This window comes from Corynebacterium sp. 045007, assembly GCF_040743205.1.
GTDB lineage: Bacteria > Actinomycetota > Actinomycetes > Mycobacteriales > Mycobacteriaceae > Corynebacterium > Corynebacterium jeikeium_D.
The window spans coordinates 24216-47148 of the sequence record NZ_JBFLKW010000015.1 but is presented as its reverse complement, the minus strand read 5'-3'; the positions used below and the strand labels follow the sequence as shown (position 1 = coordinate 47148).

The following is a 22933-nucleotide window of genomic DNA, read 5'->3' as shown; positions in this document are numbered from 1 at the left end:
GGTGTTATCGATTCCTCCTCCGCGGTGCTGAACCGCCGTTCCTATTGTTTCGGCCCGGGCGCTGGCGCGAACGCGACTGTCCGCCACGGCCTTCGCCCCGAATCCTACTGCCCCGGCCTGAGCTTGACGACGACCAGGAGCCCTGTGACCGTCCAGTCCGCGGCGACCTCGCTGTAAATCCCCGCGTCCGTCCGTTGTCACTGCGAGGGGAATAATCCACTTCGCGGCCACGAACGCTGCCCGAGTTTCCGGAGCTGCCGGAGGTTCGGGAGCCACGCTGCGGGGCGGCACCTCGACCACTGCGGCTGCCTCCACTACGGCCGGGCCGATTGGGTCGGTCAGCTCGGCCACTGTAGGTTTCCCGCACCTGCGCCCCCTCGCCGCGTGGAGTACGCGCTCCACTGGTCACCACGGGAGGACCGAAGCGTTGCGGATCGCGATGGGCACGCACCTTCGGCGCGTGGCGACGCGATTCGTCATACGGGATTGGTTCCGGAATACCCAGGAACCTGTCCAGCCCCGGACGTCCCGAAGTCTGCATTGCAGAGACTGCCTCCGATTCGTGGCGGGCACATGTGGCCAGCAGACCCATCGAGAACAACGTCACCATCGCCGATGTACCACCGGCGGAAATCAGCGGCAGCTGCAGACCAGTCACTGGCAACGCACCAACGACGTAGCCGATGTTGATGAAAGCCTGCACCACGGTTGCAGCAGTAATCGTGCCCGCGAGCAGACGGAGAAACGGATCGTTCTGACGACCGGCGATACGAAGTCCCACCCAGCCGAGCGCTGCGTAGAGCAAAATAACCATCAGCGCGCCGAGGAAACCAGTCTCCTCACCGATAATGGCGAAAATGAAGTCATTCTTCGCCTCCGGTAGGTATCCCCACTTCGCGCTCGACTGACCGAGACCGACACCGGTGAGAGAGCCGTCGGCAAGCGAAAGAAAGCCTTGGTAGGACTGGTAGGCATCGCCCTGCACGTCGTTGAAGTTACCAAGCAGCGAGTCCAAGTAGACCCTGATTCGCGCCGAACGGAAACCCGCGGTGACGGTAAAAATCACCAGGGCGAAAGCCGCAGCGGCAAGCAGCCCGGTGATGAATACGCGCGGCAGGCCAGCGAACCACGCCAACGCCACCACGACGAACGCCATGGAAGCAACCATGCCGAGGTCACGCTGCAGCATCACCAGTGCCAATACCACGAAGCTGACCGCACCGAACAGCCCGAACAAATCGGTATAGGACACAGCAGTGCGGACCTTTTCAGCCAGCAGCTTCGAACCCCACAGTGCCAGCGCGATCTTCGCGATTTCTGACGGCTGCATGGTGATACCACCAATACTCAGCCACGAACGCGCACCGGTTTCCTCCAGGCCGATGCCGATACCAGGGATAATCACCAAAACCAGCAGCACAAAGGACAAAATCAGCGCTGCTGTCGATAGCGAGCGAATCAATTCCACCCGCATTCGCAGCACGATCCACATGGAGATGAGACCCGCCACCACCATGACCAGCTGACGGATGAACACCGACCACACGCTGCCCGAGTCATTACCCGCGCTGGCCATGGATGCCGACAGCACCATCACCAGTCCGATTGACGTCAGCAGCGCGACGATAATCATCAGTAGGTGGTAGTCGAACAGCGGACGCGACTTCCAGTCGTTAAAACGCTCCACCCACGCCGGCCGCTCTCGAGCACTAGAGCTAGACGACGAGGGCCGCTGTGAACTGGTAGCCTTCGTCCCCTTTTGTGCCGTCGCGGCACTAGCGCTTAAATTACGAGCCTTGCGGGAGTTATCCATCAGTTGACGTCACCTTCTGCGCCCATTGCGCGAACAAGTCGCCACGTTCAGCCATTCCGGAGTACATGTCCAAGCTGGCGGCAGCTGGTGCCAACAGCACCACATCCCCAGGGTTGGCATATTCACTAGCTGCCATACAGGCCTTTGCCATGGCATCAACCTTGTCGGTGTCATCAATGACAACGACCGGCACAGCAGGTGCGATGCGGGAGAGCGCATCGCTGACTAGTTGCCTATCGACGCCCAGAACCACGGCGGCCTGCAGGCGATGAGCATGCTTCGCCACTAGCGGAGAGATTTCCGCGCCCTTGAGCTGACCACCGACGATCCAAACGACACGCTCATGACCGGACAGTGCAGCGTCGGCAGCGTGGGGGTTGGTGGCCTTGGAGTCATCAATCCACACGACATCATTTGCCTTATGGACAATCTGACCGCGGTGTGCGCGAACTTCGAAAGTCTCCAATGCCGCTGCAATTTGCTCCGGTGAGGTACCGATACTGCGCGCCATCGCAGTGGCGGCCACCGCGTCGAGAACACCTGCACGGCCGGGAGGAGAAATTCCCGCTACCGGTGCGATGACAATGCCCGGACCAGAGTCGTCAGCTGCGGCATCGCCGCCGCCAAAAGCGCGGTCGACAATCATGCCGTCGCGAACTCCGACCTGGTGTGCCTCCGGGGGACCATCGGTAAAGCCCACGACGGAGTTGCCGAGCTCGTCGTTTTTCAGCATCTTTTCCACGTGCTCGACGACATCTGCGTCATCCGCACCGTAGATTGCGACAGTACCGCGCAGCGCACGGGTCTTGTCCAGACCGTAGTTTTCGTAAGAACCGTGCCAGTCGATGTGGTCTTCCGCCAGGTTCAGCAGTACTCCCGCATCTGGGCGAATGTTTGGAGCCCAGTGCAGCTGGAAGCTGGACAGCTCTGCGGCCAAGACCTCGATACGAGGCTCAGCAGTCAGTGCGTCGTACAGAGCCACACCAATGTTGCCCACAGCTGCGCCCTGCTCCCCGAGCATGGCGGCCAGCATGGAGGTGGTTGTGGTCTTGCCGTTAGTGCCGGTGACTACCAGCCAGGTACGTTTCGGCCCCCACAGCTGGGCACAGTCGCCGGCGAAAGCCAGCGCCACATCGCCGAATACCGGGACACCGGCCTCAGCGGCGGCGCCGAACAGCGGACTGGTCGGACGCCACCCCGGCGAGGTCACAATCGCAACCGCGTCGGCAAGCTCGTCGCGAGCGTCTGCGGTCGTGACATGCCGAACCGAAAAGTCAGCGGCAACCAGTGCGCCGAGAGCGGAATCGTCCACGACGACAACTTCCGGACAGCCGATGTCCTTGAGCATCGCAATGGCACCGCGACCGGAAACTCCGGCTCCTGCCACCAGAACTCGACCAGAGCGCACCGTAGCGACTAAGTCGAGATTTCGGATATCGGTGAGGTTGGTCGGGTCTGGTGAGTTAATCATTGAAATACGCCTACCTGAGAGAGCCAGTCACTGTAGAAGATGGCTGCGCCAATCATGTTGAAAATGCCTGCGAGTAGCCAGAAGCGAACGACAACAGTTGTCTCCGCCCAACCTCCGTTTTCGAAGTGGTGATGGAGAGGAGCCATGCGGAATACGCGCTTGCCAGTCGTCTGGAAAACCGCGATCTGGATTGCCACGGAAGCAACTTCCATCACGAAGATGAAGCCAATGATAACCATCAGCAGCTCAGTCTTGGTGACAAATGACAGACCCGCTACCAAACCGCCAAGAGCCAGCGAACCGGTATCTCCCATGAAGATCTTTGCCGGCGCTGCATTCCACCACAGGAAGCCCAAACAGGCGCCCAGACCCGCGACGGAAATAACGGCGATATCCAGTGGATCGCGGACGTTGTAGCAACCGCTGCCCAGCGAAGCCTCGCAAGAGTTACGGAACTGCCAGAAGGAAATCAGCGTGTAGGTGGCCAGTAGCAGCGCGGTGGCGCCAGCGGCCAGGCCGTCAAGGCCATCAGTGAGGTTGACGGCATTCGTCCATGCGGCAATGACGATGAAGACAAATACCAGGAAGACAATCATGCCGAACCACACAGGCCCCGGTGCCAGATTCAGGAACGGAATATCTCGAATCAGCGACAAGCTCGTCGAACCGGGAGTCAAGCCAGACGCATCCGGGAACTGCAGCAGCAGCACGCCGAAAATCAGCGCTGCCGCCAGCTGCCCAACCAGCTTCGCTGTCTTGTTCAGCCCCAGGTTGCGTCCTTTGTAGAGTTTGATGAAGTCATCGGCAAAACCCAATGCGCCCATCGCCAGAACCAGGAACATGACCAACAGACCGGAGGCGGACGGCCCTACGCCAGTCTGGATATACGTAACGAGGTGTGAGAGGAAATAGCCAGCGACGATTGCGGCGATGATGGCGATGCCGCCCATGGTCGGAGTTCCACGCTTGCGCAGGTGGCTCTTCGGCCCTTCTTCACGGATCTCCTGGCCAAGACCTTCAGCAGAGAATTTGCGAATAAGCACTGGTGTTAAAAAGACACTCACCAGGAATGCAATCGCACCACTGAGAATAAGTTGAATCACTTACTTTTCCTCTCCGCTTTCACCTTCGGGCGTAGTCCCAACCTTGGCAGCCAGCGAGTCCGCGACCCGCCACATACCGTCCGCATAGGAGGCCTTGACTAACACCACATCGTCCGGACGCACCTCGGCCGCCACCAAATCCGCGGCAGTGGATGTATCCGGCACCCTAGAAGTATTTAACCCCAACTCTTCCGCTTTGTCGGCCAGGGCATGCACATTAGAACTCTCTCCGACTGCAATTAGTCGATCGATGCCGCGGCCCACAAGGTACTCGCCAAGCGACGAGTGCTCATCTTCAGCGGAATCACCAAGCTCACCCATCTGTCCCAGCACGGCCCACGATGAGGCGTCCTGGTGCGTTGGGCCAGCTGCTGTACGTGCCAGAGCGTCAATCCCCGCACGCATCGAATCAGGGTTGGCATTATAGGAGTCGTTAATTACGACGATATTGCCAGTGAGCTGCTGGACATCCATGCGCCGCTCTGACGCTGCCACATGCGCAGCCATCGCCTTTGCGACCTGCTCAGCATCAATACCGGACTCCACTGCCACCGCAATCGCCGCCAGGGCATTGGCCACTTGGTGCGCACCATAGACCTGCAGTTGGATCGGGAATGTACGCCCATCCGGTACATGCAGGTCAAAAGATGCACGAGCAAAATCATCGAGATGCACATTCGTGGCGCGGTAATCCGCGGTTGCGTGGCGTTCGGAGTTCTCATCGGCAGAGAAGAACACCACCTTCGCCTGGGTACGCGGAGCCATGCCAGTGACGTAGTCATCGTCGGCATTGAGTACGGCCACACCGCCCTGCTCCGCAGCCGGCAGCGCTTCCACGAGCTCGCCCTTAGCCTGCGCGATTGCCTCGCGCGAGCCAAACTCACCAAGGTGCGCCGTGCCAACATTGAGCACCGCACCGATCGTCGGTGGCGCGATGCGCGCCAGGTGGGCCACATGCCCAATTCCGCGTGCGCTCATCTCCGCAACCAGGTACTTCGTCTCCGGAGTGCACTGCAGCACCGTGTACGGATGCCCAATTTCGTTATTAAACGACCCCTTCGGCGCCACCGTCGGACCGTCGGTACGCAGCAGCGTCGCCATCATGTCCTTCGTCGACGTCTTTCCCGCCGAACCCGTCACACCGACGACATGCAGCTGATCCTTCTTCAGCTCGTCGACGACGTAACGCGCCAACTTACCAAGCGCTTCCAGCACCGCCGCCCCGGAACCATCCGGATCGTGTGCAAATGCGTCGGCATTGGAGTCCTGCTTACCAAGGGGCTTGACGACGACCGCAGGTTGCCCAACATCTCGTGCCGCCAGTGCCATCGGCGCTCCAGCTGCTACAGCCTGATCGATGAAGTCGTGGCCGTCGACACGCGCGCCCGGCAGGGCGAGGAAGAGCGAGCCTTCGCGAATCTTTCGGGAGTCGAATTCTGCGGGCTGAGTCACTGTGGCGTCATCATTGACGTGGGCGAGTTCACCTCCCACGATGTGAGCGATTTCCGCGGCGGTCAGGGCAATCATGATGTCTATAGTCCTTGTTGGTTAGAGTTCCAGGCGCTTAGTAAAGGATGATTTCTTGATTTTATTCGCCTACCGCGAATGGTTCGCGGTAGGCATGTCAGGTGGTGCGCTTCCTCAGCGATTTCAGCAATCTCAATCAGCGAATCCCTCCAGTCGCTGTGTGAGTGCTTCGGCCAGCTGTTCACGGTCATCGAACGGGTGAATTACGCCACCGATATCCTGGCCGGTTTCGTGTCCCTTGCCTGCCACCACGATGCTGTCGCCGCTGTGGGCGAGCTCGACGACACGGCGAATTGCCTGGCCGCGATCGCCGATTTCCTCAACAACCGTGTCAGAACTGGCCTTGCCGCTGGCAACCGCTTCCTTCGCACCGGCGACCACGGCCGCACGGATTTCAGAGGGCACCTCGGAGCGTGGATTGTCATCGGTGATGATGACGACATCGGCACCGCATGCAGCCTCGGCTCCCATAATTGGACGCTTGGCACTATCGCGGTCGCCACCGGCGCCGACGACAACCAGCACGCGACCTTCGGTCTGTGCACGCAAGGTGGCCAACACTTCAGCTACTGCGGCTGGCTTGTGGGCATAGTCCACCACAGCCAGGAAGTCCTGTCCGCGATCGATGCGCTCCATGCGGCCTGGCACACGCACCTGTGCCAGACCGCTCTTGGCCGCGTCATTGGCATGCCCAATCGCATCGAGCACAGCCCATGCGACTGCGGCATTGGCAACGTTGAAAGCACCCGGCAGAGGAACTTCCACCTCAACTGTGTCAGTGTTGTTTCGCGTTAGCTCCACATGCTGGACACCGTTAGTGGCGACAGTGGCTGCAGCGGCGTGCCATTCTGCAAAGACCTCGGCAGCTGGCGTCTTGTCGGTTACGCGATGCTGAGTATGGACAGTGGTGACTTGGACATCCGGGTCGCCGGCAGCGATATCTGCCATGCGGACACCCCAGTCGTCGTCGATGCACACGACAGCCTTCGGTGCATGTGTCGGACCTGCCGGATCAAAGAGCTTGGCCTTGGCTTGGAAATACTCTTCCAAGGTCTTGTGGAAGTCCAGGTGATCCTGCGAGAGGTTGAGGAAACACCCGACGTCGAAACTGACTCCGTCGACACGCCCCAACGACAGTGCGTGAGAAGAAACCTCCATGACAACGTGCGTCACGCCTTCGGAGAGCATCTGGTGGAACAGACGCTGGAGGGCCGGAGCCTCTGGGGTAGTCAAGCTCGACGGAACGGCACGGCCATTGATGCGCGTGCCGGTAGTACCAATGATGCCTGTCGAGCATCCAGCTGCCAGCAGCGCGCCCTCCAGCATGTAGGTCGTGGTGGTCTTGCCAGAGGTGCCGGTAACTCCGATGATGGTCAGTGAATCCGAGGGGTGATCGTAGATTTCTGCGGCAACGTGCCCCATGACAGCCCGGACATCGTCGACAACCAGGACTGGGCGAGTCTCCCCTGCTTCCCGCAGGATTTTCAGACCTTCGTCATCAGTCAGGATCGCGGTAGCAGCCGACTGCTGCGCGTAGCGCGCACCGTGCGTGCGAGTACCCGGGACGGCAGCAAACATTCCGCCCTCGGGTACGTCGGCAGCGTTGAGTTCGATTGCGGCGATATCCGCTCCTGCCGCAGCGGATTCGGTAATGCCGTCAAGTCGGCCATGCGCGAGGTTACACAATTTCGCAAGGGTGGCGGTCATTGGCTGTTCCCTCTTTCAAGTCAGTCGTTGGTGTACAACAAATTGGAAAAATTCAAGAGATTCACTTTGCAGAAACCAAAGTAATAAAAGTCTGTGTATTAGTGCTGTCGCGGTAACTTCATTGTGGTGGTGACCTCGTTACGGCTGCAGCAACAACTTGCCTTCGCGGGGTGGCGACGGCGGTACGTTGTAGCGGTTAAGCGCCCAAGCGGCGATGTCCTTAAACAGTGGGGCTGCTGACTGACCGCCGTCACCATGAACACCACGCTGGGGTTCGTCAAGCATGATGCCAATGACAAAACGGGGATCGTCGGCAGGCGCGATGCCTGCAAACGTGATGTAGTACTTGGAATTCGAGTACGCGCCGGTGTCGGGGTCAACCTTCTGCGCCGTACCTGTCTTGCCTGTGAGCGAATACCCCTCAATACTATTTCCGGCAGCGGTACCCGACTGCTGCCCCGTGGGATCAGACTGCATAACGCCTTCAAACATGGCGCGCACAGTTTGGGCGGTCTCCGGGCTAACCACACGCACTGTTTCCGGGCGCTCTGTTGCCGTCTTCGTGCCGTCCGGGGAAATTGTCGAACGAATCATACGCGGCGGGATGCGCTCGCCATCGTTGGCGATTGCCTGGAAAACTCCTGTCATCTGCAGCAGTGTCATGGCCATACCCTGACCAATGGGCAGGTTCGCAAATGTACCGCCGGACCACTGCGGACGCTGTGGCACATAGCCGGACGATTCACTGGGCAACTCGATACCCGTGGACTGCCCCAGCCCGAAGAGATGCAGCATCTCAGCGAAGCGGTCCTGACCCAAACGCTCTGCCAGCATTAGGGTGCCGACATTGGAGGACTTGCCGAATACACCGGTCGTCGTGAAAGCTTCCGTGCCGTGCTCCCATGCATCGCGCACGGTGACACCCGCCATATCAATCGTGCCCGGGACCTGCAGAACCTCATCCGGTGTGGTCTTGCCATCTTCGATAGCGGCCGCGGCGGTAATGATCTTTGCTACAGAGCCCGGCTCAAATGGGTTCGATACAGCGGAGTTTCCGATAGTGCGCCCCTCTTCGAGCTCGGCCCCCATATCCTTATTCGGGTTAGCCGTGTCCGCCTGCGCCATTGCAAGCACTTCGCCGGTCTTCGCGTCGAGCACGACTGCCGACGCATCCTTCGCTCCCGAGTTGGCCTTCGCCTGGTTGACCTGCTGCTGGACAAAGTACTGCATGTCGAGGTCCAGGGTCAGCTCGTAAGTCGTACCGTCCACAGCTGCGTGGACATCGCGCGTGGATCCCGGGATTGCCACACCGTTAGAGGCGATATCAATGGTCTTGCCACCGTTAATACCCTGCAAAGTGGCATCACGAGAGGCTTCAAAGCCGAACTGGCCGACGCCATCCATGCCAATCTTGCCGATGACGTTAGCCGCCGTCGCCCCATTCGGGTACTGGCGAATATCCTGACGCTCCGCCACCAGTTCCGGATACTTTTCCACGATGGCAGCGGCCTTGTCCGGGTCGACATTACGCACGAGCACCTCATAGGTGCTGTCCTCATTGCGCAGCTTCTCCAGAATGTCCTTCGAGCTCACCCGGGACGGCGCGCTCATCACCGAGTTCTCCTCGGTTTCGGGTTCCGCTTGACGACGGCGACTGCTTCCCGACTTCTCCGCGTCGATGTCGGCCACGTCGAGTAGCTTCGGCAAATCCTTGGCGATCTGCTCGAGGCGTTCATCGTAGGTAGCGACATCATCCGGGCGCTGCTTATGGGCGTCCCCAATCCACTTGCGCAAAGTGTTCGGGTGAACGGTAATACTGCGTGCCTCCATAGTGAAGGCAAGCTGAGCTCCGTTACGATCGAGAATCGCACCGCGCCGAGCTGCATCAACAACTTCCACCGTGCGCTGATTCTGCGCCGCCGCCGACAGGTCAGGACCTGCGACGAGCTGCACCCAAGCCAAACGGGAGACCAGCACTACAACTGCGATAGCGCCTATAAACTGCAGCCAGTTGCGACGTCGGATGAAGTCCTTATTACTAATGCGCATTTTTTCGCGCGGGGGCACGCTTCGGTTGGTTTTAGCATCGAGCCCCCGGCTGCGCTGACCATCCCGAACGCGACTTTGGCCTCTGCGCTCACGGGATGTAATTCGGTAAGCACGTTCGCCGAAGTCATACCCCCCTCCACGGTTGGGGTAGTCGTCTTCAGATCGAATCATGCGCTAGTGCTTTCTACTAAGTCGATTCTCCCGCGCGCGATAACGTTAGGCGGTATTCCCTGCCATCGCGAGTACTGAATTAATTAGTCTACAGTCGCCTGACCAGAAACAGTGGAACCGCCAGAATATCGGACAGTTGGCCAGTTTGGCCGTGTTTGTTTTCTAAGTTCCTACGGTGCTGGAGCTGGCTCGGGTGCCGGAGCTTCCGGTGCTTCCGGCGCCGCGGCTGGCGCTTCTGGGGCTGGCGCTGGCGCTTCAGCCTCAGGCGCGGGTGCCGGAGCCGGCGCAGGTGCTGGTGCGGGCTCATGGTTCTGCGGCGCATACGGAGCGGTTGCCGGCAACCCGTTCGGACGTGGGTGCGCTTCCTCAATGGCCGGTGCCTGCATCCCCGGAACATTCTCGGTGTCCTTCGGGTTCGACGACGGCGCATGCGGAACATTCGGCGACTCACTGTTGAGGTCGATAATCTTCTGTTGCTTCTCATCGCCCGGTCGCACTTCCACGACCTTGCCTTCCGGATCAGTCGTCAAAACGGCAGGCTGCTCCGGATTGACCATGCCCTCTTCCACAGCACGCTGCGCGATAGCACCGGTTGACTTCATGTAAGCAACATCCCGCTCGAGCACCTCCAGCTGGTTACGCAGCTCCTTTTCCTTGGTCTGCGCAGCATCCAGCTGCAAGGATGTCGAGGTCGAAATACCCGACAGCCACATCGCCGCCACGATTCCGGCAACGACGAGAATGATCATCACGGCCGCACCGGCAAACTTGTGGTTATCCCTCGAGGACGTCGTAACGCGACGCCCACGCACCGAGATGACCTGCTGAGAACCTGTGCGCCCAAACCGCCGGCGCTGATAAAGATCCTGTTTCGTGCGGGCGCTGCGACCGCGCTGACGAGTCTTCGTCTTGGCACCGGCGACGGTTGCAGATGCGCCGCGGGAGGTGCGCCGGGTGGAGGCGTGCTCCGTGATTGTCGTTGCCATGCTCGAAAGTTCTCCCAGTACTTAGATCGTTAAGGGTGCGTTTGGTGCGGTTGAAAGGTTTGGGTCAATCGGCTCGAATCCGCTCGATACAGCGAACTCTCACCGGTGCGGCTCGGGGGTTGTCTTCGATTTCGCTTGCCGACGCCTTCTCCGCACCTCTCGTGATGAGAGCAAAGTGCGGTTCATGCCCCGGAAGCTCCATCGGGAGCCCCGGTGGGGTTGTCGACTTCACGCGCTCCGCAAAGTCCTTCTTGACGATGCGGTCTTCCAGACTCTGGTAGCTCATGAACACTGCACGCCCATCGACTGCGAGTGCATTGCAGACCTGTGGCAGTACATTTTCCAGAGCTTCAAGCTCACGATTTACCTCGATACGAAGAGCCTGAAACGTACGCTTGGCCGGGTGTCCGCCCTTGCGGCGAGATGCCGCCGGAATGGTTTCGTAGAGCAGCTCGACCAGACGACCGGAGGTCGTAAACGGTTCCTTCTCCCGCTCACGCAGGACTGCCGAGGCGATCTTGCCGGCGAAGCGCTCGTCGCCGTAAGTCGATAGGATGCGCGCGATATCACCGTGCGAATAGGTATTGAGCACATCCGCTGCGGTAATCCCCTGGCTTGCATCCATGCGCATGTCCAGTGGGGCGTCGACTCGGTAGGCGAATCCACGATTGACTTGGTCAAGCTGCATCGAGGAAACACCGAGATCGAAAAGCGCACCTGCAATGCCCTTCTCAGCGGCGCGGGCGAGAATGTCCTCCGCGCCACTTCCACCAGCGGCTGCAGGAATCTCACCACTGAGCACCTCGGCGAGCGAATCGAAACGCACACGGAAGGCTACAAAGCGATCACCGAAGCGCGCGAGACGTTGTTCTGCCCCTCGCAATGCATTGTCATCGCGATCGAGTCCAACAACGCAGAGCTTCGGGAACTGCTCCAACAGGTATTCCGTGTGTCCACCGGCACCAAGAGTGCCGTCGACAACTACTGCATCGTCACCCAGTGCCTCGATGCCCGGGCGCAACAAATCAGTCACTCGATGAAGCAAAACGGGGACATGACCAAACTCGCCGGACTTGCGATCATCCGCAGGTACCGATCCGTTCATTTCCCCTCCTCACCGGGTATGTTCGCACTGGTCAGAGAATCTATCGAGTGTATTCCCGGTTTGCTTAACGACGAGTGCCGCGCCAGCAACCAGACCGCACCTCATGAGCACTACTGGGAATGCTGCTATCGGTGCTTAAAACAAAAAGCGGGGATGTTCACAGGGCCCCGCCTGACAGAACCTGGTATCGGGGAAGTACACCAGGGGCTATCAGGCAGAGTCCATGCGGACATTCCCTCTTTTCGGTTATTCCAAGCGGTTTATAAAACGCCGAACAGCGAGTCATCCTCACCTTCGGAGAAATCAGCTTCATGCTCCGCCTGGTAGGCCTCCCAGGACTCTTTGTCCCAGATCTCCAGAAAGTCAATAGAGCCGATAACCACGCACTCCTTGGAGAGATTCGCGTACCGACGGTGATCCATCGATAACGTGATTCGCCCCGAGCCATCAGGACGCTGCTCATCGGTGCTCGCCGCAAGATTTCGGATGAAAGCTCGCGCCTTGGCATTCGTACGAGAGGCCTTAGTAGCCCGCTGAGCTAATTTGACGAACTCCTCTTTCGGATACACCGCCAGAGAATGATCCTGCCCTTTAGTGACCATCAGGCCACCTGCGAGATCCTCACGGAACTTCGCTGGCAACGTCAGGCGCCCTTTGTCATCAAGCTTCGGCGTATAGGTGCCCAGAAACATGCGTCACTGGCCTCCTATCCCCGTGTCAACCTCAATGTCAACGCACAAACGCTTACCGAATTCAGGGATTTAGGCGTTGCCTTCAAGCAGAGCCGGAGGGCTGTGCTTTACCGCAGTGCCAAAATCTCGCCAAACTTTAAGCGCAAATCGGATATTCACTTCTGCAATGTTGACCAACCTCAATCAACATCACGCCCCACTTTACCCCACTATCTGCCACTATCAACACAAGAAGAAGAAAAATAGTCACAGAATCAGCGCAACCCCGCCGCCAGGACACCCACTTTAACCCAATTGACCTGGACTTTTAAAGAATCACCTCGACAATTAAAGCGCGAATAAAAAGTGGGGCACCCACCCGCAACCACGCCGATAACGACGCCACACCAACCACATTGTTAACAGAAAGCAGTTTACGCCCCACTACCCACCACTTACCTGCTAAAAACCATCCAGATTCAACCTGGTCGCCAGACTTAGCGCGTTGACCTGCAATTTTATGTCGCCAGAGCCAAACTTTCGGAGATACCAACAACGACCGCAGATAAGAATTCCTCCATCCCAATAGCTAAGTGGGGGAAAGTGGAGACTCGGGGTGGGGCAAAGTGGGTGAGATCTTGTGGAGACGATTCACGTCTAGAAAAACAAAAAAGTGAGAGCAAGCCATCGCTGGCTTGCCCTCACTTGTTAATTCTTGAGGCTTATCCCCTAACGCCCCTCGAAGCGGCCACGGAAACGCGATTCCAACGTGGAATCACCAGAGGAGCCACGGCTACCCGAGGTCCCTCGACGACTCTTTGCCGCCCCGGACTTAGTCTTTCCAAAGCTCAGCCCCGAAGCAGAACTAGCCTTCTCCTGCTTACCGGCGCCGGTCAGAGCCCAAACGCCGGAACCGAACATAAGGCCAAAGCCGGCAACCGATAACACAATGAACCAATTGCTCACAGAGAAAAGAGCGACGCCGCCAATCAACATCAGCAGACCGAGGAGCATGAGCGCAAAAACCTGGATGGAAAACCCACGAGGTGCGCTGTTTTCCTCCGGAAAGCTGAACGCATTTCCGGCCATCGTCGAACTAAATTTAGGATCCTCAGCGTAGAGTGCAGACTCGATTTCGTCGAGCATCCGCTGTTCGTGCTCAGATAGTCCCACAATTCCTCCATCGCCTACTTGAGCATTGCCCACCGCGATACTGGCGAGCCTTGACCCCTCAACTAACAATGCCGATACAACAAAGTTAATTACAGGCCACGTGCTGCTAACGCGGCGTCCGTTAGCTTCATTCTTACCCCTTCAACGGGCGACTCACCTCTATTGTTCCATGAATCCGAACAATCCCCCATTTATTTAGGAAAGCAACGCTCTAACACGCCCCCACCGGCTTACGCAGCTGCGGGCAGAACACCCAGCTCAGCCCGGACAGCCCCCAAGAATGCACAACTTAAATCCCACAACTCCTGCGCCCGCCGAGAGTCAATGCGACGCGAAATACCCAACCGGACTTCCTCACGCAGCGCGGTGAACTGCTCAAGCTTGGTGACCCAGCTATCAAATTCGGGCTGCTCTTTCTTTAAACGCAACCAGGCACTCTGTGTTGCCGAACGACGACGCTTAACTACCGAGCCCGAACGAGCGCCCGAGCCAGAACCCCCAGCCACCGACACATCGTCGCGATTCAACAGCGCGCCTGCGCAACGCAGCGCCGCACAGTAGGAAAGCTCCAACATCTCATCAGAGCTGGCATTCCGAGCATTCGCTAGCAGAGCCTCTGCCCGCCCCAGCAGCTCCAGCGATTGCCTTGAGACACCGACCGGGGCGACCGAACCCGACTGCGAAATCGCCCTAAACTCCACCACGTTCGACCTTGCCACCACCCTGCTTCTCCTTTCACACAGCATTCACATGAGCACGGATTTTCCGCTTCTCCTTAGCGGGATTGACTGCAATCTATCCCCAAGCCCGGACTACGCCATGCGCACTTTCGCACACCTGTTCGACTCGATGTTATTGCAGTAATCTCACAACTAAGTTCGTCCAAGTCGCTAATCTGGTCACTGTGAAATACAGCGTGGTTCCGATGACAGCAGGAGACTTCAATCTCCGCCTGCAAGAAGCAGTGGCTCTCTACATCACCGCGATGCAGTACAACCCCGCAATCTTGCCCGGTCGTCTCCACGAATGGCAGAAGCAAACCACTCAACCCGGCTTCATGGCTGCTGCAGCCATAGCTCACCCCAAAGAGCTCTCCCCTGCCCAGGCTCTCCGCGACCCGCGCTGCAGGTTGGTTGGCATCGGCTACTGCCGTACAGGATTGGACACGCACTGGTGGTATCGCCAGGTAAGAGATGGACTGCTCATGGACGGGCGCTCGCTACCGGACGTCGTCAAGCTCTTGGGCAACTACGCCGAACTGTCTGAGATTCACATACACCCCAGCTTTCAGGGGCGGGGACTCGGTAAACGACTGCTCCGCGAGTTGGTCGATTCCCGCCCAGAGACGCGAGTTCTGTTGTCAACCCCGGAATACCCGAATGAGGCCAATAGGGCATGGCAGCTCTACCGCCAATTTGGTTTCAAGGATGTTTTAAGGAACTTTTATTTCACAGGGGACTCCCGTCCCTTCGCAGTTCTAGGAGTAGATCTTCCCCGTGACATCATCACCGAGTGAACCTTCCACACCACGTCGACGGCTTTCGCCTCTGCGCATTGCCACAGCAATGGCCGGAATTGCCGCCATCTTGCCGCTCAGCGGCTGCTTTGACGCACAGGCTGGCATTACCATTTCCGGCGACGACAGGGTCTCGGGCACAATTCACGTAACACCCACGGAGGAAGTCCGTTCCCAATTTGAGCAGTGGCAAGTACCGGAAGATCTCTCCGACCGCGTCTCGCAGGGAGTAATCGACTCCTCCACAGGAAAGATGGAAGTCTCGTTCAACGAGCTGCACTTCATTGAACTCACCGATACGCTCCGACAGCTTTCCGACGATCGCGTAGACATCGACCTAGACCGTACCGGTGGCGGCAAGATTTCGATGAACGGCCACATGGATTTGACTCACCTGCCCGGCGCGAAGGTTGATTTCGTCGTCGCGTTCCCGGAGCAGGTTACTGACTCCAATGGCCGCCAGACCGAACCGAACAAGGTGGAATGGCAGCTCGCCAGTGGCGAGAACCATAATGTATGGGCTTCGTCGCCGGCTGGATCCACCAAGCGGAATCAATTCCTATTATTTGCCGGTGTGACCACAGCCGCCGGTGTCCTAGCCTCAGTGCTAGGTGTCCTGTGGGCGCGAAGAGTTCGCGACATGCAGGACTTTTAGCAATTAAAAACCGCCGCGCAGCATATCCTGGCCGGTGCCCCATTCGGGCGCCATGCCGAGGTTGTGCAAAACTTCCTGGGAGGCGCGAGCGAAGTTCATAGTCATAAAGTGCAGCCCCGGCACGCCTTCGGCGATGAGCCGCTCTGCCATGTTGGTCGAAAACTCGATACCAATCTTGCGAATCTCATCTTTATTGGCCTGCTCGTCACCATCTGCTGCCTTAATCAGGCGTTCCTCCAAATCGGATGACAACTGTGCCCCGGAGAGCTCAACCTGCCTGCGCACTGAGCGCAGCGATGTAATCGGCATCAGCCCCGGAATGATGGGCTTGGCACCGTGCACTGGGTCGGCTTCCACCAGGCGGTCTCGAAGGCGTAAGTAGTGCTCAATATCGAAGAACATCTGCGTAATCGAGTATTCGGCTCCCGCGCGCAGCTTGGCCAGCGTGTACTGCGTATCATGGTCCAAATCCGGCGAGCGGTAGTGTCCTTCCGGAAACGACGCAATGCCGATTTCAAACTTCTCGAACTCCGGCTCGGCCTTAATCAGCTCAATCAGCTCGCTGGCGTAGTGCAGACCGCCCTCGGTCTCCACCCAAGGACCAAGCGGGTCTCCCGGTGGGTCACCACGCAGAACAAGCAGATTCGTCAGCCCCGCGCTGAGATAAGAGCGCAGGATTTCCCGCAGCTCGTCGACAGTGTGCTCTACCAATGTCAGGTGCACAAGCGTTGTAAGCGGCTGCCTCGAAACGCGCTGGGCGATTCGCAGGGTGCGGTCGCGGCTAGAACCACCGGCGCCGTAGGTCACGGATGCAAAGGAGGCACCAAGATCATGGAAAGCCTCAGCTGCTCGAAGAAGACGTTCCTCGGCGGCGTCGTCACGCGGGGGCATGAACTCGACCGAGAAGGGAATACTGCCCGCGCTCGGCATTGAAAGCGCCTGGCGGATCGTCACTTGGCGGCCTGGCGACGGTGGCATTGTTGAGGACATAGTCACTCATACTAAGCGGTGTCCTATTCTTGAGTCAGCATTACCCGTCATCGACGAGAGGCTCACATGAGCGAAGAACTGGATTTGGCCGCGCTACAGCCCCGCGAAGTACCAGCTACTGTTACCAAAACGCTGGAGAGTTACCTCAAAAGCCGTGGCGACGATGTCGCGTCGGTCGATGCGGTGTACACCGAGGCCATAGATTCGCTCCACTCCTTCGTCCTCAATGGGGGCAAGCGCGTGCGTCCAGCCTTCGCCTGGCAGGGGTGGTTGGGGGCAGGCGGCCTCGAAGGCCGTTTCTCCCCAGCCGAGGATTCCCTGGCTGTGATGAACGCGGTGAGTGCCTTGGAACTCATTCAAGCCTGCGCACTCATTCATGACGACATCATCGATGACGCTGATACGCGCCGTGGCGCACCGACTATCCACAAGGTATTCGAGGCCAAGCACGAGGCCAATAGCTGGAATGGAGCCGCCGACCGCTTCGGTATTTCGGCCGCGATTCTCATTGGCGATGTCGCCCTGACCTGGGCTGATGACATGATGCACTCTTCAGGCCTCAGCTCGGAGGCGCTAACCCGCGCACTTGTCCCCTGGCGGGCGATGCGCACTGAAGTACTTGGCGGCCAACTGCTCGATATCACGGCCGAAGCCAGCCGGGACAGTCGCGTCGAGACCGCTGAGAAAATCAATCTGTTCAAGACCGCCGCCTACACCATCGAGCGGCCGCTCCACATTGGTGCTGCGATTGCCGGCGCCCCAGCGGAATTGGTTGAGGCCTACCGCAGCTTCGGCCGCGATATCGGTGTGGCATTCCAGCTCCGCGACGATCAGCTGGGTGTTTTCGGCGATCCCGAAGTCACGGGCAAGCCTGCCGGCGATGACCTCCGCGAGGGCAAGCGAACCGTACTGGTCGGCCAGGCTTTAAGCCTCTACCTCGATTCCGCACCTGAAAAGGCCCGCTTTATCGATGAACGCCTGGGAGCGGTCTCGTCTGCTGCAGATATTGATGAGCTACGAAATCTCATCGCTGATTCCGGCGCTGCCGATGCCGTCGAACGTGAAATTGACCGCCTGACCAGCCGCGCTTTCTCCACTATCGAGAATGCCGACCTGCCTGCAACGTCGCGCGAGAACCTCATTGCTATGGGCGTTCGCGCCACCGCTCGTCAGCATTAGACCAGGTGTTGCGTAGTCATGCCCGCTGCTTCCCCCACTCGTGCCCCCATTAATTCCCCGCGTCTGCGACGTGCGGTCACTCGTCCTCATAAGGGCTCCAAACCACGACTGACCATCATCGGCGCAGGCCTGTCCGGACTTACCGCCGCGCTCTACGCCATCGCCGATGGCTACGATGTCACCGTTGTCGAGCGGGGAAGTTTCGTCGGCGGACGCTGCGCCAGTGAACCCATCACAGTCGATATCGACGAGCAATCGCTCACCGCAGTCTTCGACACTGGCGCAACTGTATGGACCATGCCCTCGCTTGTCGACGATGCCCTCGCCGCCGTCGGCCTCTACGCGCGCGATATCGACCCGGGTTTTTCGGCCTCCCCAATCACGCCCACCTACCGTGCGGAATTTGCCACCCGCGGCGGACTCGACGTGTTTTCCAACGAAGACATGATGGCCGATGAACTCGCGCGCTTCGGTGCCTCTGACTCCACCGTCGCCGGTTACCGCAAACTTCGCACGTGGCTGCAAACTCTCTTCAATGCCTGCTTCGACAACTTCATGTCCCGCAGCTTTGACCGCGTTACAGACCTATTCACCGGGCCCGGCGCGCTTCGCGACCTCACTACGCTCCTCCGACTCGGTGCCTTCGGCGCCCTCGAACCTAAGATTCGTGCCTTCCTCGGAGATAATGATCTCGCTCGCGTTTTCAGCTTCCAGGCGCTTTACGCAGGTGTGCCTCCCGCTAAGGCCCGTGCGGTCTACGGCTGCATTTCCCACATGGATACCTCGATGGGGGTTTACTATCCGCGCTCCCCCGCATTTGGTTCGGGTATAGGCGCCGTCAGCGAGTTGCTCGCCGAGGCCGTCCGTCGAGCTGGCGGAACCATCGACTTCGGCGTTGATGTCACTGGGCTGAAAGTCGACGAAGCAGGCTTTGTCTCCGCCATCACCACGGCAACTGGCGAGCGTCCCACCGATGCCGTCATCGCTACGACCGATTTACCTGTGGTGCAGAGCTGGCTTCACGACGCGGCTACCTCTGCCGCCGGTAGCTCATCGAAGCGGCGAGGCCTTCGGAGCGTCGTAAAGCGGACGGGAGCGCGACGGTTGTTCCCAGTTCGATTTTCTCCATCGGCGGTGGTGGCGCACGGGCTGATTCCGGTTTCGGAGACTGCGACGTGGCCGAAGCGGCATCACCTGATTTCGTTTGGCGAAAAGTGGAACGAAACCTTTGAGGAGATCTCGTCACCGCGCCATGGAAAGCTAATGTCGGACCCATCATTGCTGGTCACCCGGCCTGCGGTGAGCGCGCCGGAGCGTATTGTCACAGATGCGAACGGCGTGCAGTGGGAGCCCGTCAGTGTGCTCGCGCCGTGCCCCAACTTGCAGTCGGCCAATCTGATCTGGTCACGAATCGGTGGGGACTACGTTGCGAAAATAACCGCTGAGCTGGAGCGGCGCGGACTGACCGGGATTTCTACGAAGTGGCGAGTCGGTCGGATCGATACCCCTCAGCAGTGGCAAGAACGCGACATGGGCGTTGGCTCGCCGTTTGGGCTGGCGCATCTGTTCCGACAGACGGGGCCGTTCCGTCCCCGCAACTTCTCTCCGAAGATGCCAAAGAATCTGACGCTGGCGGGATCGACGACGGTGCCGGGGGTTGGCGTGCCGACGGTCATGATTTCGGGACGACTTGCGGCACAGCGGTTTGAAACGCCTTAGCTCATGAATGTCTCCCGGATGTCTGCCGGTGGTCACTGACCAACTAGGATTAATGCATCAGCAATGTATCGATTGTTTAGGTTGACATGAATTTATCGCGGAGTGCTCAGCTGGGTGTCTACGGTGGCATCCTCATTGCTCTGGGCTCCTACGGTTCCGGTGCGAATCGCTACCGTGGCGGCCTTGTCCACGCTCTGGGACTCGACTGGATCACCTACGGTCACGGTCAGATTTTCTGTGAGATTGTGATTTGGGTAGGTATCGCCCTGCTGCTTATCTCGTGGCTGCGCATCGGGCGGGAACTGCTGTTCTCGAAGGGGACCATCCGGGACATTGTGGCCGGTTCTTCCCATGATGGCGACGCAGCAGACGCTGCGGTTCCAGCGAACGCTGGCGGCGATGAGTCCACGTTGCGTCGGTTCAATTCAATCCTGATGGCCTGGGCAATTCCCCTCGCGCTGGCCGCACCGCTGTTCTCTCGCGATGTCTATTCGTATCTCATGCAGGGCGCGATGGTCCGCGATGGGTTTGATCCCTACACTGAGGGAGCTGCAGCCAATCCAGGGCCGATGCTGCTGGAGGTATCCGCAGATTGGCGGAATACCACCACCCCGTATGGCCCGCTGCATCTGGGAATTGGCGAGGTCATCACGCGGATTGTCGGCGACAACATCACCGTCGGCGTGATTCTCTACCGCATTGTGTGTCTGCTGGGCTTCGCCGCCATTGTCTGGTCGATCCCGCGAATCGCCCGGGAGCTTGGAGCAAATCCGGCTTTCGCACAGTGGCTCGGTGTGCTCAATCCACTGGTGCTACTGCATCTGATTGCGGGTATGCACAACGAGGCACTGATGGTCGGATTGGTCAGCCTGGCACTAGTTGCCGCACTGCACATGGAGCACATGCGGGGTGGCCTGGTCGCTGCTGTCCTCATCGGAATCGGCGTCGCGCTGAAAGCCACCGCTGTCCTGGCGCTTCCCTTCGTCGTGTGGATTGTGTTGACCAGGCGCGAGCCCATCGCCACGGTTCAAGAGATGCTGCGCAAGATTCCGGCGATTGCCGGTGTGGGCATCGTGTTGGTCGCAGTCTGCGTCGGCACGCTTGCAGTGGTGACGTGGCTGACCGGCTCGAGCTGGGGCTGGATTTCCGAGATCAGTGGCAATACCAAGGTGATTAACCCCCTGGCAGCACCGTCAGCGGTCGCTGGTGTGATCTCGGGCGTCATGGCGTGGTTCAACGACGACATCGGTTTCAATGTCATCGTCAGCCACACACGCGTGGTCTCCTCTATCATCATGCTGGTGGGACTCGTGATCTCCTGGTTCTACTTCCGAGCCACCCCTCGTAACAATGTCGCTGGCATGATTGCCGCTTACGTGGTGGCCTGCGTATTTAATGCCGTGGCACTTCCCTGGTACTACGCCAGCTTATTGACTCCCATGGGAACGATTCGCCCGCCACGATGGGTGGTTCAAGGCACCGTGTTGTTCACATTCATCCTGTCGCTGTCCTTCGCCGGCGGCGGCAATCACCGCTTCTACGACGTGCCCTGGATGGTTATCATTACCGTTCTCGGCTGGCTGGCCGTCGGCTGGCTGACCACTGGAAAATTCAGCTGGAAGTACTCGTGGCGCGACGAAGAAACCGCCGCAGACACGGATTCCACGGTGGCGCCCCTGTCGCGGTCGACCGAGGTCGCATAGTTGTCCATGCCCGCCCCACAGCCTCTCTCGACCATCGCGCTGCCACAGTCCTACGAGCTCTGCCGCGATATTATGGCCTCCCACGGTCGCACGTATTCCCTGGCCACGCGACTGTTGGCACCCTGCCAACAGCGTGCGGTGTGGTCTCTCTACGCCTGGGCACGCATCGTCGATGACTACGTCGACTGCCCCGCCGACGCCGACCGCTCCCCCACGCACATCGAAGCCACGGTCATACGTTTAAGCGAGCTTTTCCACTCAGCTGTCGTCATCGGTTCGCTTGACGACGTCCACCGCGACCGCGACCGTGCCGTCATCTCGGCGGCCGCACAGACTTTTCGCGACTACGACATCGATCCACAGCTCTCTGCGGACTTTGTTCACTCCATGTTGATGGACGTGCCCGACACATCGTGCCACATTGCGCATTTTGAAACATGGGAGCAACTCGACTCGTATATGTGGGGCTCCGCAGCAGTCATCGGCCTTGAGATGATGCCCATCCTAGGCACCCGCACAGGGGTCTCCCGTGAGGAAGCCACTCCCTACGCAGAGCTCCTGGGAAAAGCCTTTCAGGTGACGAATTTCCTCCGCGACATCGCCGAGGATTTTCGCCGTGGCCGTATTTACCTACCACTGAATGAGTGGGAGGCCTTCGGAGTGGGTACCGAGGAGATCGGCTACTGTGCCGCCACGGGACAGACGACCCCGGCGGTACGTCAGGCATTGGCCTTCTTCATCGCTCGCAACCGCGCCCTCTATGCCGAAGCCAGCAGCGGCGTGGACATGTTAGAGGTGCCAGGGCGTCAGGCTATCCGTGCCGCGGAGATTCTCTACTCAGACATTCTCGGCGAAATTGAGCGCATGAACTACAACGTCTTTGCGCAACGCGCTCAAGTGGGACGCGCTCGAAAAGCAAAAATCGCCCTCCCGCTGCTTTTCACAGCAGTGGCCGGGCGATTACGACAGGAGCTATCGCGGGCGTAGGACGGCGGGCGTAGGACGCCGTCCGGGTCTTTACAACGCCATAGCCTGTGCGCGGCGCATTACTTCGCGTGCAAGGTGACCGTGTAGGGCGTCCACCGGACGTCCAGGCAGAGATTCATCTTCGGTGAATAGCCACTCCAGCGTTTCTTCTCGCGTGTAGCCGCCGTCGGCAAGCAATGCGAGTGCGCCAGGTACAAAACGCGCGACCTCGTCATCTTCAAAGAAGCGGGCGGGAATTTGTGCAATGCCGTCGCGGTGGACTGCAATAAGGCGCCCCTCCTGCAGCAACGCGTGAATTCGGGTGACGGTGACGCCAATGAGGTCAGCGGCATCAGGCAGCGCAAGAGTGGGTTCGTCGGCGCTCAGGACATCGTGGCAAGTTGGAATCTTTCTCACACTGGTCACTTT

General features: G+C 59.1%; 19 protein-coding genes. 6 read left to right on the top strand and 13 right to left on the bottom strand.

Annotated elements, in window-relative coordinates:
- Positions 1–4 precede the first annotated feature (4 nt).
- The 11 genes from ftsW to AB1Z34_RS08385 all read right to left on the bottom strand — a co-directional run bounded on the left by ftsW (position 5) and on the right by AB1Z34_RS08385 (position 14495).
- Entirely contained in the window at positions 5–1813 is a 1809-nt protein-coding gene (gene ftsW, locus AB1Z34_RS08435) for a putative lipid II flippase FtsW (RefSeq protein ID WP_284797216.1), read from the bottom strand.
- The gene (gene murD, locus AB1Z34_RS08430; RefSeq protein ID WP_049190466.1) at positions 1806–3284 is read right to left on the bottom strand and encodes a UDP-N-acetylmuramoyl-L-alanine--D-glutamate ligase; all 1479 of its coding nucleotides are present in this window, start codon (positions 3282–3284) and stop codon (positions 1806–1808) included. The genes ftsW and murD overlap by 8 nt, the downstream gene beginning before the upstream one ends.
- Positions 3281–4387, bottom strand: a complete 1107-nt coding sequence (mraY, locus tag AB1Z34_RS08425; protein ID WP_016423002.1) for a phospho-N-acetylmuramoyl-pentapeptide-transferase — start codon at positions 4385–4387, stop codon at positions 3281–3283. The genes murD and mraY overlap by 4 nt, the downstream gene beginning before the upstream one ends.
- Positions 4388–5914 (bottom strand): UDP-N-acetylmuramoyl-tripeptide--D-alanyl-D-alanine ligase, encoded by a 1527-nt coding sequence (murF, locus tag AB1Z34_RS08420; protein ID WP_070652761.1) that lies wholly within the window; start codon positions 5912–5914, stop codon positions 4388–4390.
- Positions 5915–6046: 132 nt separating this feature from the next.
- Positions 6047–7621: a UDP-N-acetylmuramoyl-L-alanyl-D-glutamate--2,6-diaminopimelate ligase gene (locus AB1Z34_RS08415; RefSeq protein ID WP_284797218.1), complete on the bottom strand. Its 1575-nt coding sequence runs from the start codon at positions 7619–7621 to the stop codon at positions 6047–6049.
- A 138-nt stretch (positions 7622–7759) separates the two neighbouring features.
- The gene (locus AB1Z34_RS08410) at positions 7760–9670 is read right to left on the bottom strand and encodes a peptidoglycan D,D-transpeptidase FtsI family protein (protein WP_367158215.1); all 1911 of its coding nucleotides are present in this window, start codon (positions 9668–9670) and stop codon (positions 7760–7762) included.
- Between the two features lie 341 nt (positions 9671–10011).
- Entirely contained in the window at positions 10012–10827 is an 816-nt protein-coding gene (locus AB1Z34_RS08405) for a hypothetical protein (protein ID WP_070642423.1), read from the bottom strand.
- A gap of 64 nt (positions 10828–10891) precedes the next feature.
- Positions 10892–11932 (bottom strand): 16S rRNA (cytosine(1402)-N(4))-methyltransferase RsmH, encoded by a 1041-nt coding sequence (gene rsmH, locus AB1Z34_RS08400; protein ID WP_070642421.1) that lies wholly within the window; start codon positions 11930–11932, stop codon positions 10892–10894.
- A gap of 260 nt (positions 11933–12192) precedes the next feature.
- Positions 12193–12624: a division/cell wall cluster transcriptional repressor MraZ gene (gene mraZ, locus AB1Z34_RS08395; protein ID WP_005510286.1), complete on the bottom strand. Its 432-nt coding sequence runs from the start codon at positions 12622–12624 to the stop codon at positions 12193–12195.
- A 708-nt stretch (positions 12625–13332) separates the two neighbouring features.
- Positions 13333–13776: a DUF3040 domain-containing protein gene (locus AB1Z34_RS08390; RefSeq protein WP_048731191.1), complete on the bottom strand. Its 444-nt coding sequence runs from the start codon at positions 13774–13776 to the stop codon at positions 13333–13335.
- A 230-nt stretch (positions 13777–14006) separates the two neighbouring features.
- On the bottom strand, positions 14007–14495 hold the full coding sequence (locus AB1Z34_RS08385) for an SAV_6107 family HEPN domain-containing protein (protein WP_367158214.1): 489 nt from the start codon (positions 14493–14495) through the stop codon (positions 14007–14009).
- A 206-nt stretch (positions 14496–14701) separates the two neighbouring features.
- On the opposite strand from AB1Z34_RS08385, the gene AB1Z34_RS08380 reads away from it, so the two are divergent.
- A complete protein-coding gene (locus AB1Z34_RS08380) occupies positions 14702–15292 on the top strand; it encodes a GNAT family N-acetyltransferase (protein WP_048731193.1) in 591 nt (196 codons plus the stop codon).
- A complete protein-coding gene (locus tag AB1Z34_RS08375; RefSeq protein ID WP_016423011.1) occupies positions 15273–15947 on the top strand; it encodes a DUF3153 domain-containing protein in 675 nt (224 codons plus the stop codon). Before AB1Z34_RS08380 ends, AB1Z34_RS08375 begins: the two co-directional genes overlap by 20 nt.
- 3 nt (positions 15948–15950) lie before the next feature.
- On the opposite strand, the gene metF is transcribed toward AB1Z34_RS08375, so the two are convergent.
- Entirely contained in the window at positions 15951–16925 is a 975-nt protein-coding gene (metF, locus tag AB1Z34_RS08370; RefSeq protein WP_101738820.1) for a methylenetetrahydrofolate reductase [NAD(P)H], read from the bottom strand.
- Positions 16926–17003: 78 nt separating this feature from the next.
- Here metF and AB1Z34_RS08365 point away from each other — a divergent pair, with 78 nt between their 5' ends.
- The 4 genes from AB1Z34_RS08365 to AB1Z34_RS08350 all read left to right on the top strand — a co-directional run bounded on the left by AB1Z34_RS08365 (position 17004) and on the right by AB1Z34_RS08350 (position 22525).
- A complete protein-coding gene (locus AB1Z34_RS08365; protein ID WP_284797221.1) occupies positions 17004–18116 on the top strand; it encodes a polyprenyl synthetase family protein in 1113 nt (370 codons plus the stop codon).
- Positions 18117–18134: 18 nt separating this feature from the next.
- Positions 18135–19835, top strand: coding sequence for a phytoene desaturase family protein (gene crtI / locus AB1Z34_RS08360; RefSeq protein WP_284797222.1), 1701 nt, complete (start codon positions 18135–18137; stop codon positions 19833–19835).
- 86 nt (positions 19836–19921) lie between these two features.
- On the top strand, positions 19922–21538 hold the full coding sequence (locus tag AB1Z34_RS08355; protein ID WP_187400340.1) for an alpha-(1->6)-mannopyranosyltransferase A: 1617 nt from the start codon (positions 19922–19924) through the stop codon (positions 21536–21538).
- 6 nt (positions 21539–21544) lie between these two features.
- On the top strand, positions 21545–22525 hold the full coding sequence (locus tag AB1Z34_RS08350; RefSeq protein WP_049192940.1) for a phytoene/squalene synthase family protein: 981 nt from the start codon (positions 21545–21547) through the stop codon (positions 22523–22525).
- 30 nt (positions 22526–22555) lie between these two features.
- On the opposite strand, the gene AB1Z34_RS08345 is transcribed toward AB1Z34_RS08350, so the two are convergent.
- The gene (locus AB1Z34_RS08345) at positions 22556–22930 is read right to left on the bottom strand and encodes an Rv2175c family DNA-binding protein (protein ID WP_005510311.1); all 375 of its coding nucleotides are present in this window, start codon (positions 22928–22930) and stop codon (positions 22556–22558) included.
- Between the last annotated feature and the right edge of the window lie 3 nt (positions 22931–22933).

Coding starts and splice junctions, on each gene's coding strand:
- ftsW (WP_284797216.1), bottom strand. CDS start 1,813: ATGGATAACTCCCGCAAGGCTCGTAATTTAAGCGCTAGTGCCGCGACG.
- murD (WP_049190466.1), bottom strand. CDS start 3,284: ATGATTAACTCACCAGACCCGACCAACCTCACCGATATCCGAAATCTC.
- murF (WP_070652761.1), bottom strand. CDS start 5,914: ATGATTGCCCTGACCGCCGCGGAAATCGCTCACATCGTGGGAGGTGAA.
- AB1Z34_RS08415 (WP_284797218.1), bottom strand. CDS start 7,621: ATGACCGCCACCCTTGCGAAATTGTGTAACCTCGCGCATGGCCGACTT.
- AB1Z34_RS08410 (WP_367158215.1), bottom strand. CDS start 9,670: ATGCGCATTAGTAATAAGGACTTCATCCGACGTCGCAACTGGCTGCAG.
- AB1Z34_RS08405 (WP_070642423.1), bottom strand. CDS start 10,827: ATGGCAACGACAATCACGGAGCACGCCTCCACCCGGCGCACCTCCCGC.
- rsmH (WP_070642421.1), bottom strand. CDS start 11,932: ATGAACGGATCGGTACCTGCGGATGATCGCAAGTCCGGCGAGTTTGGT.
- mraZ (WP_005510286.1), bottom strand. CDS start 12,624: ATGTTTCTGGGCACCTATACGCCGAAGCTTGATGACAAAGGGCGCCTG.
- AB1Z34_RS08380 (WP_048731193.1), top strand. CDS start 14,702: ATGACAGCAGGAGACTTCAATCTCCGCCTGCAAGAAGCAGTGGCTCTC.
- metF (WP_101738820.1), bottom strand. CDS start 16,925: ATGCCACCGTCGCCAGGCCGCCAAGTGACGATCCGCCAGGCGCTTTCA.
- AB1Z34_RS08365 (WP_284797221.1), top strand. CDS start 17,004: ATGAGCGAAGAACTGGATTTGGCCGCGCTACAGCCCCGCGAAGTACCA.
- crtI (WP_284797222.1), top strand. CDS start 18,135: ATGCCCGCTGCTTCCCCCACTCGTGCCCCCATTAATTCCCCGCGTCTG.
- AB1Z34_RS08355 (WP_187400340.1), top strand. CDS start 19,922: ATGAATTTATCGCGGAGTGCTCAGCTGGGTGTCTACGGTGGCATCCTC.
- AB1Z34_RS08350 (WP_049192940.1), top strand. CDS start 21,545: ATGCCCGCCCCACAGCCTCTCTCGACCATCGCGCTGCCACAGTCCTAC.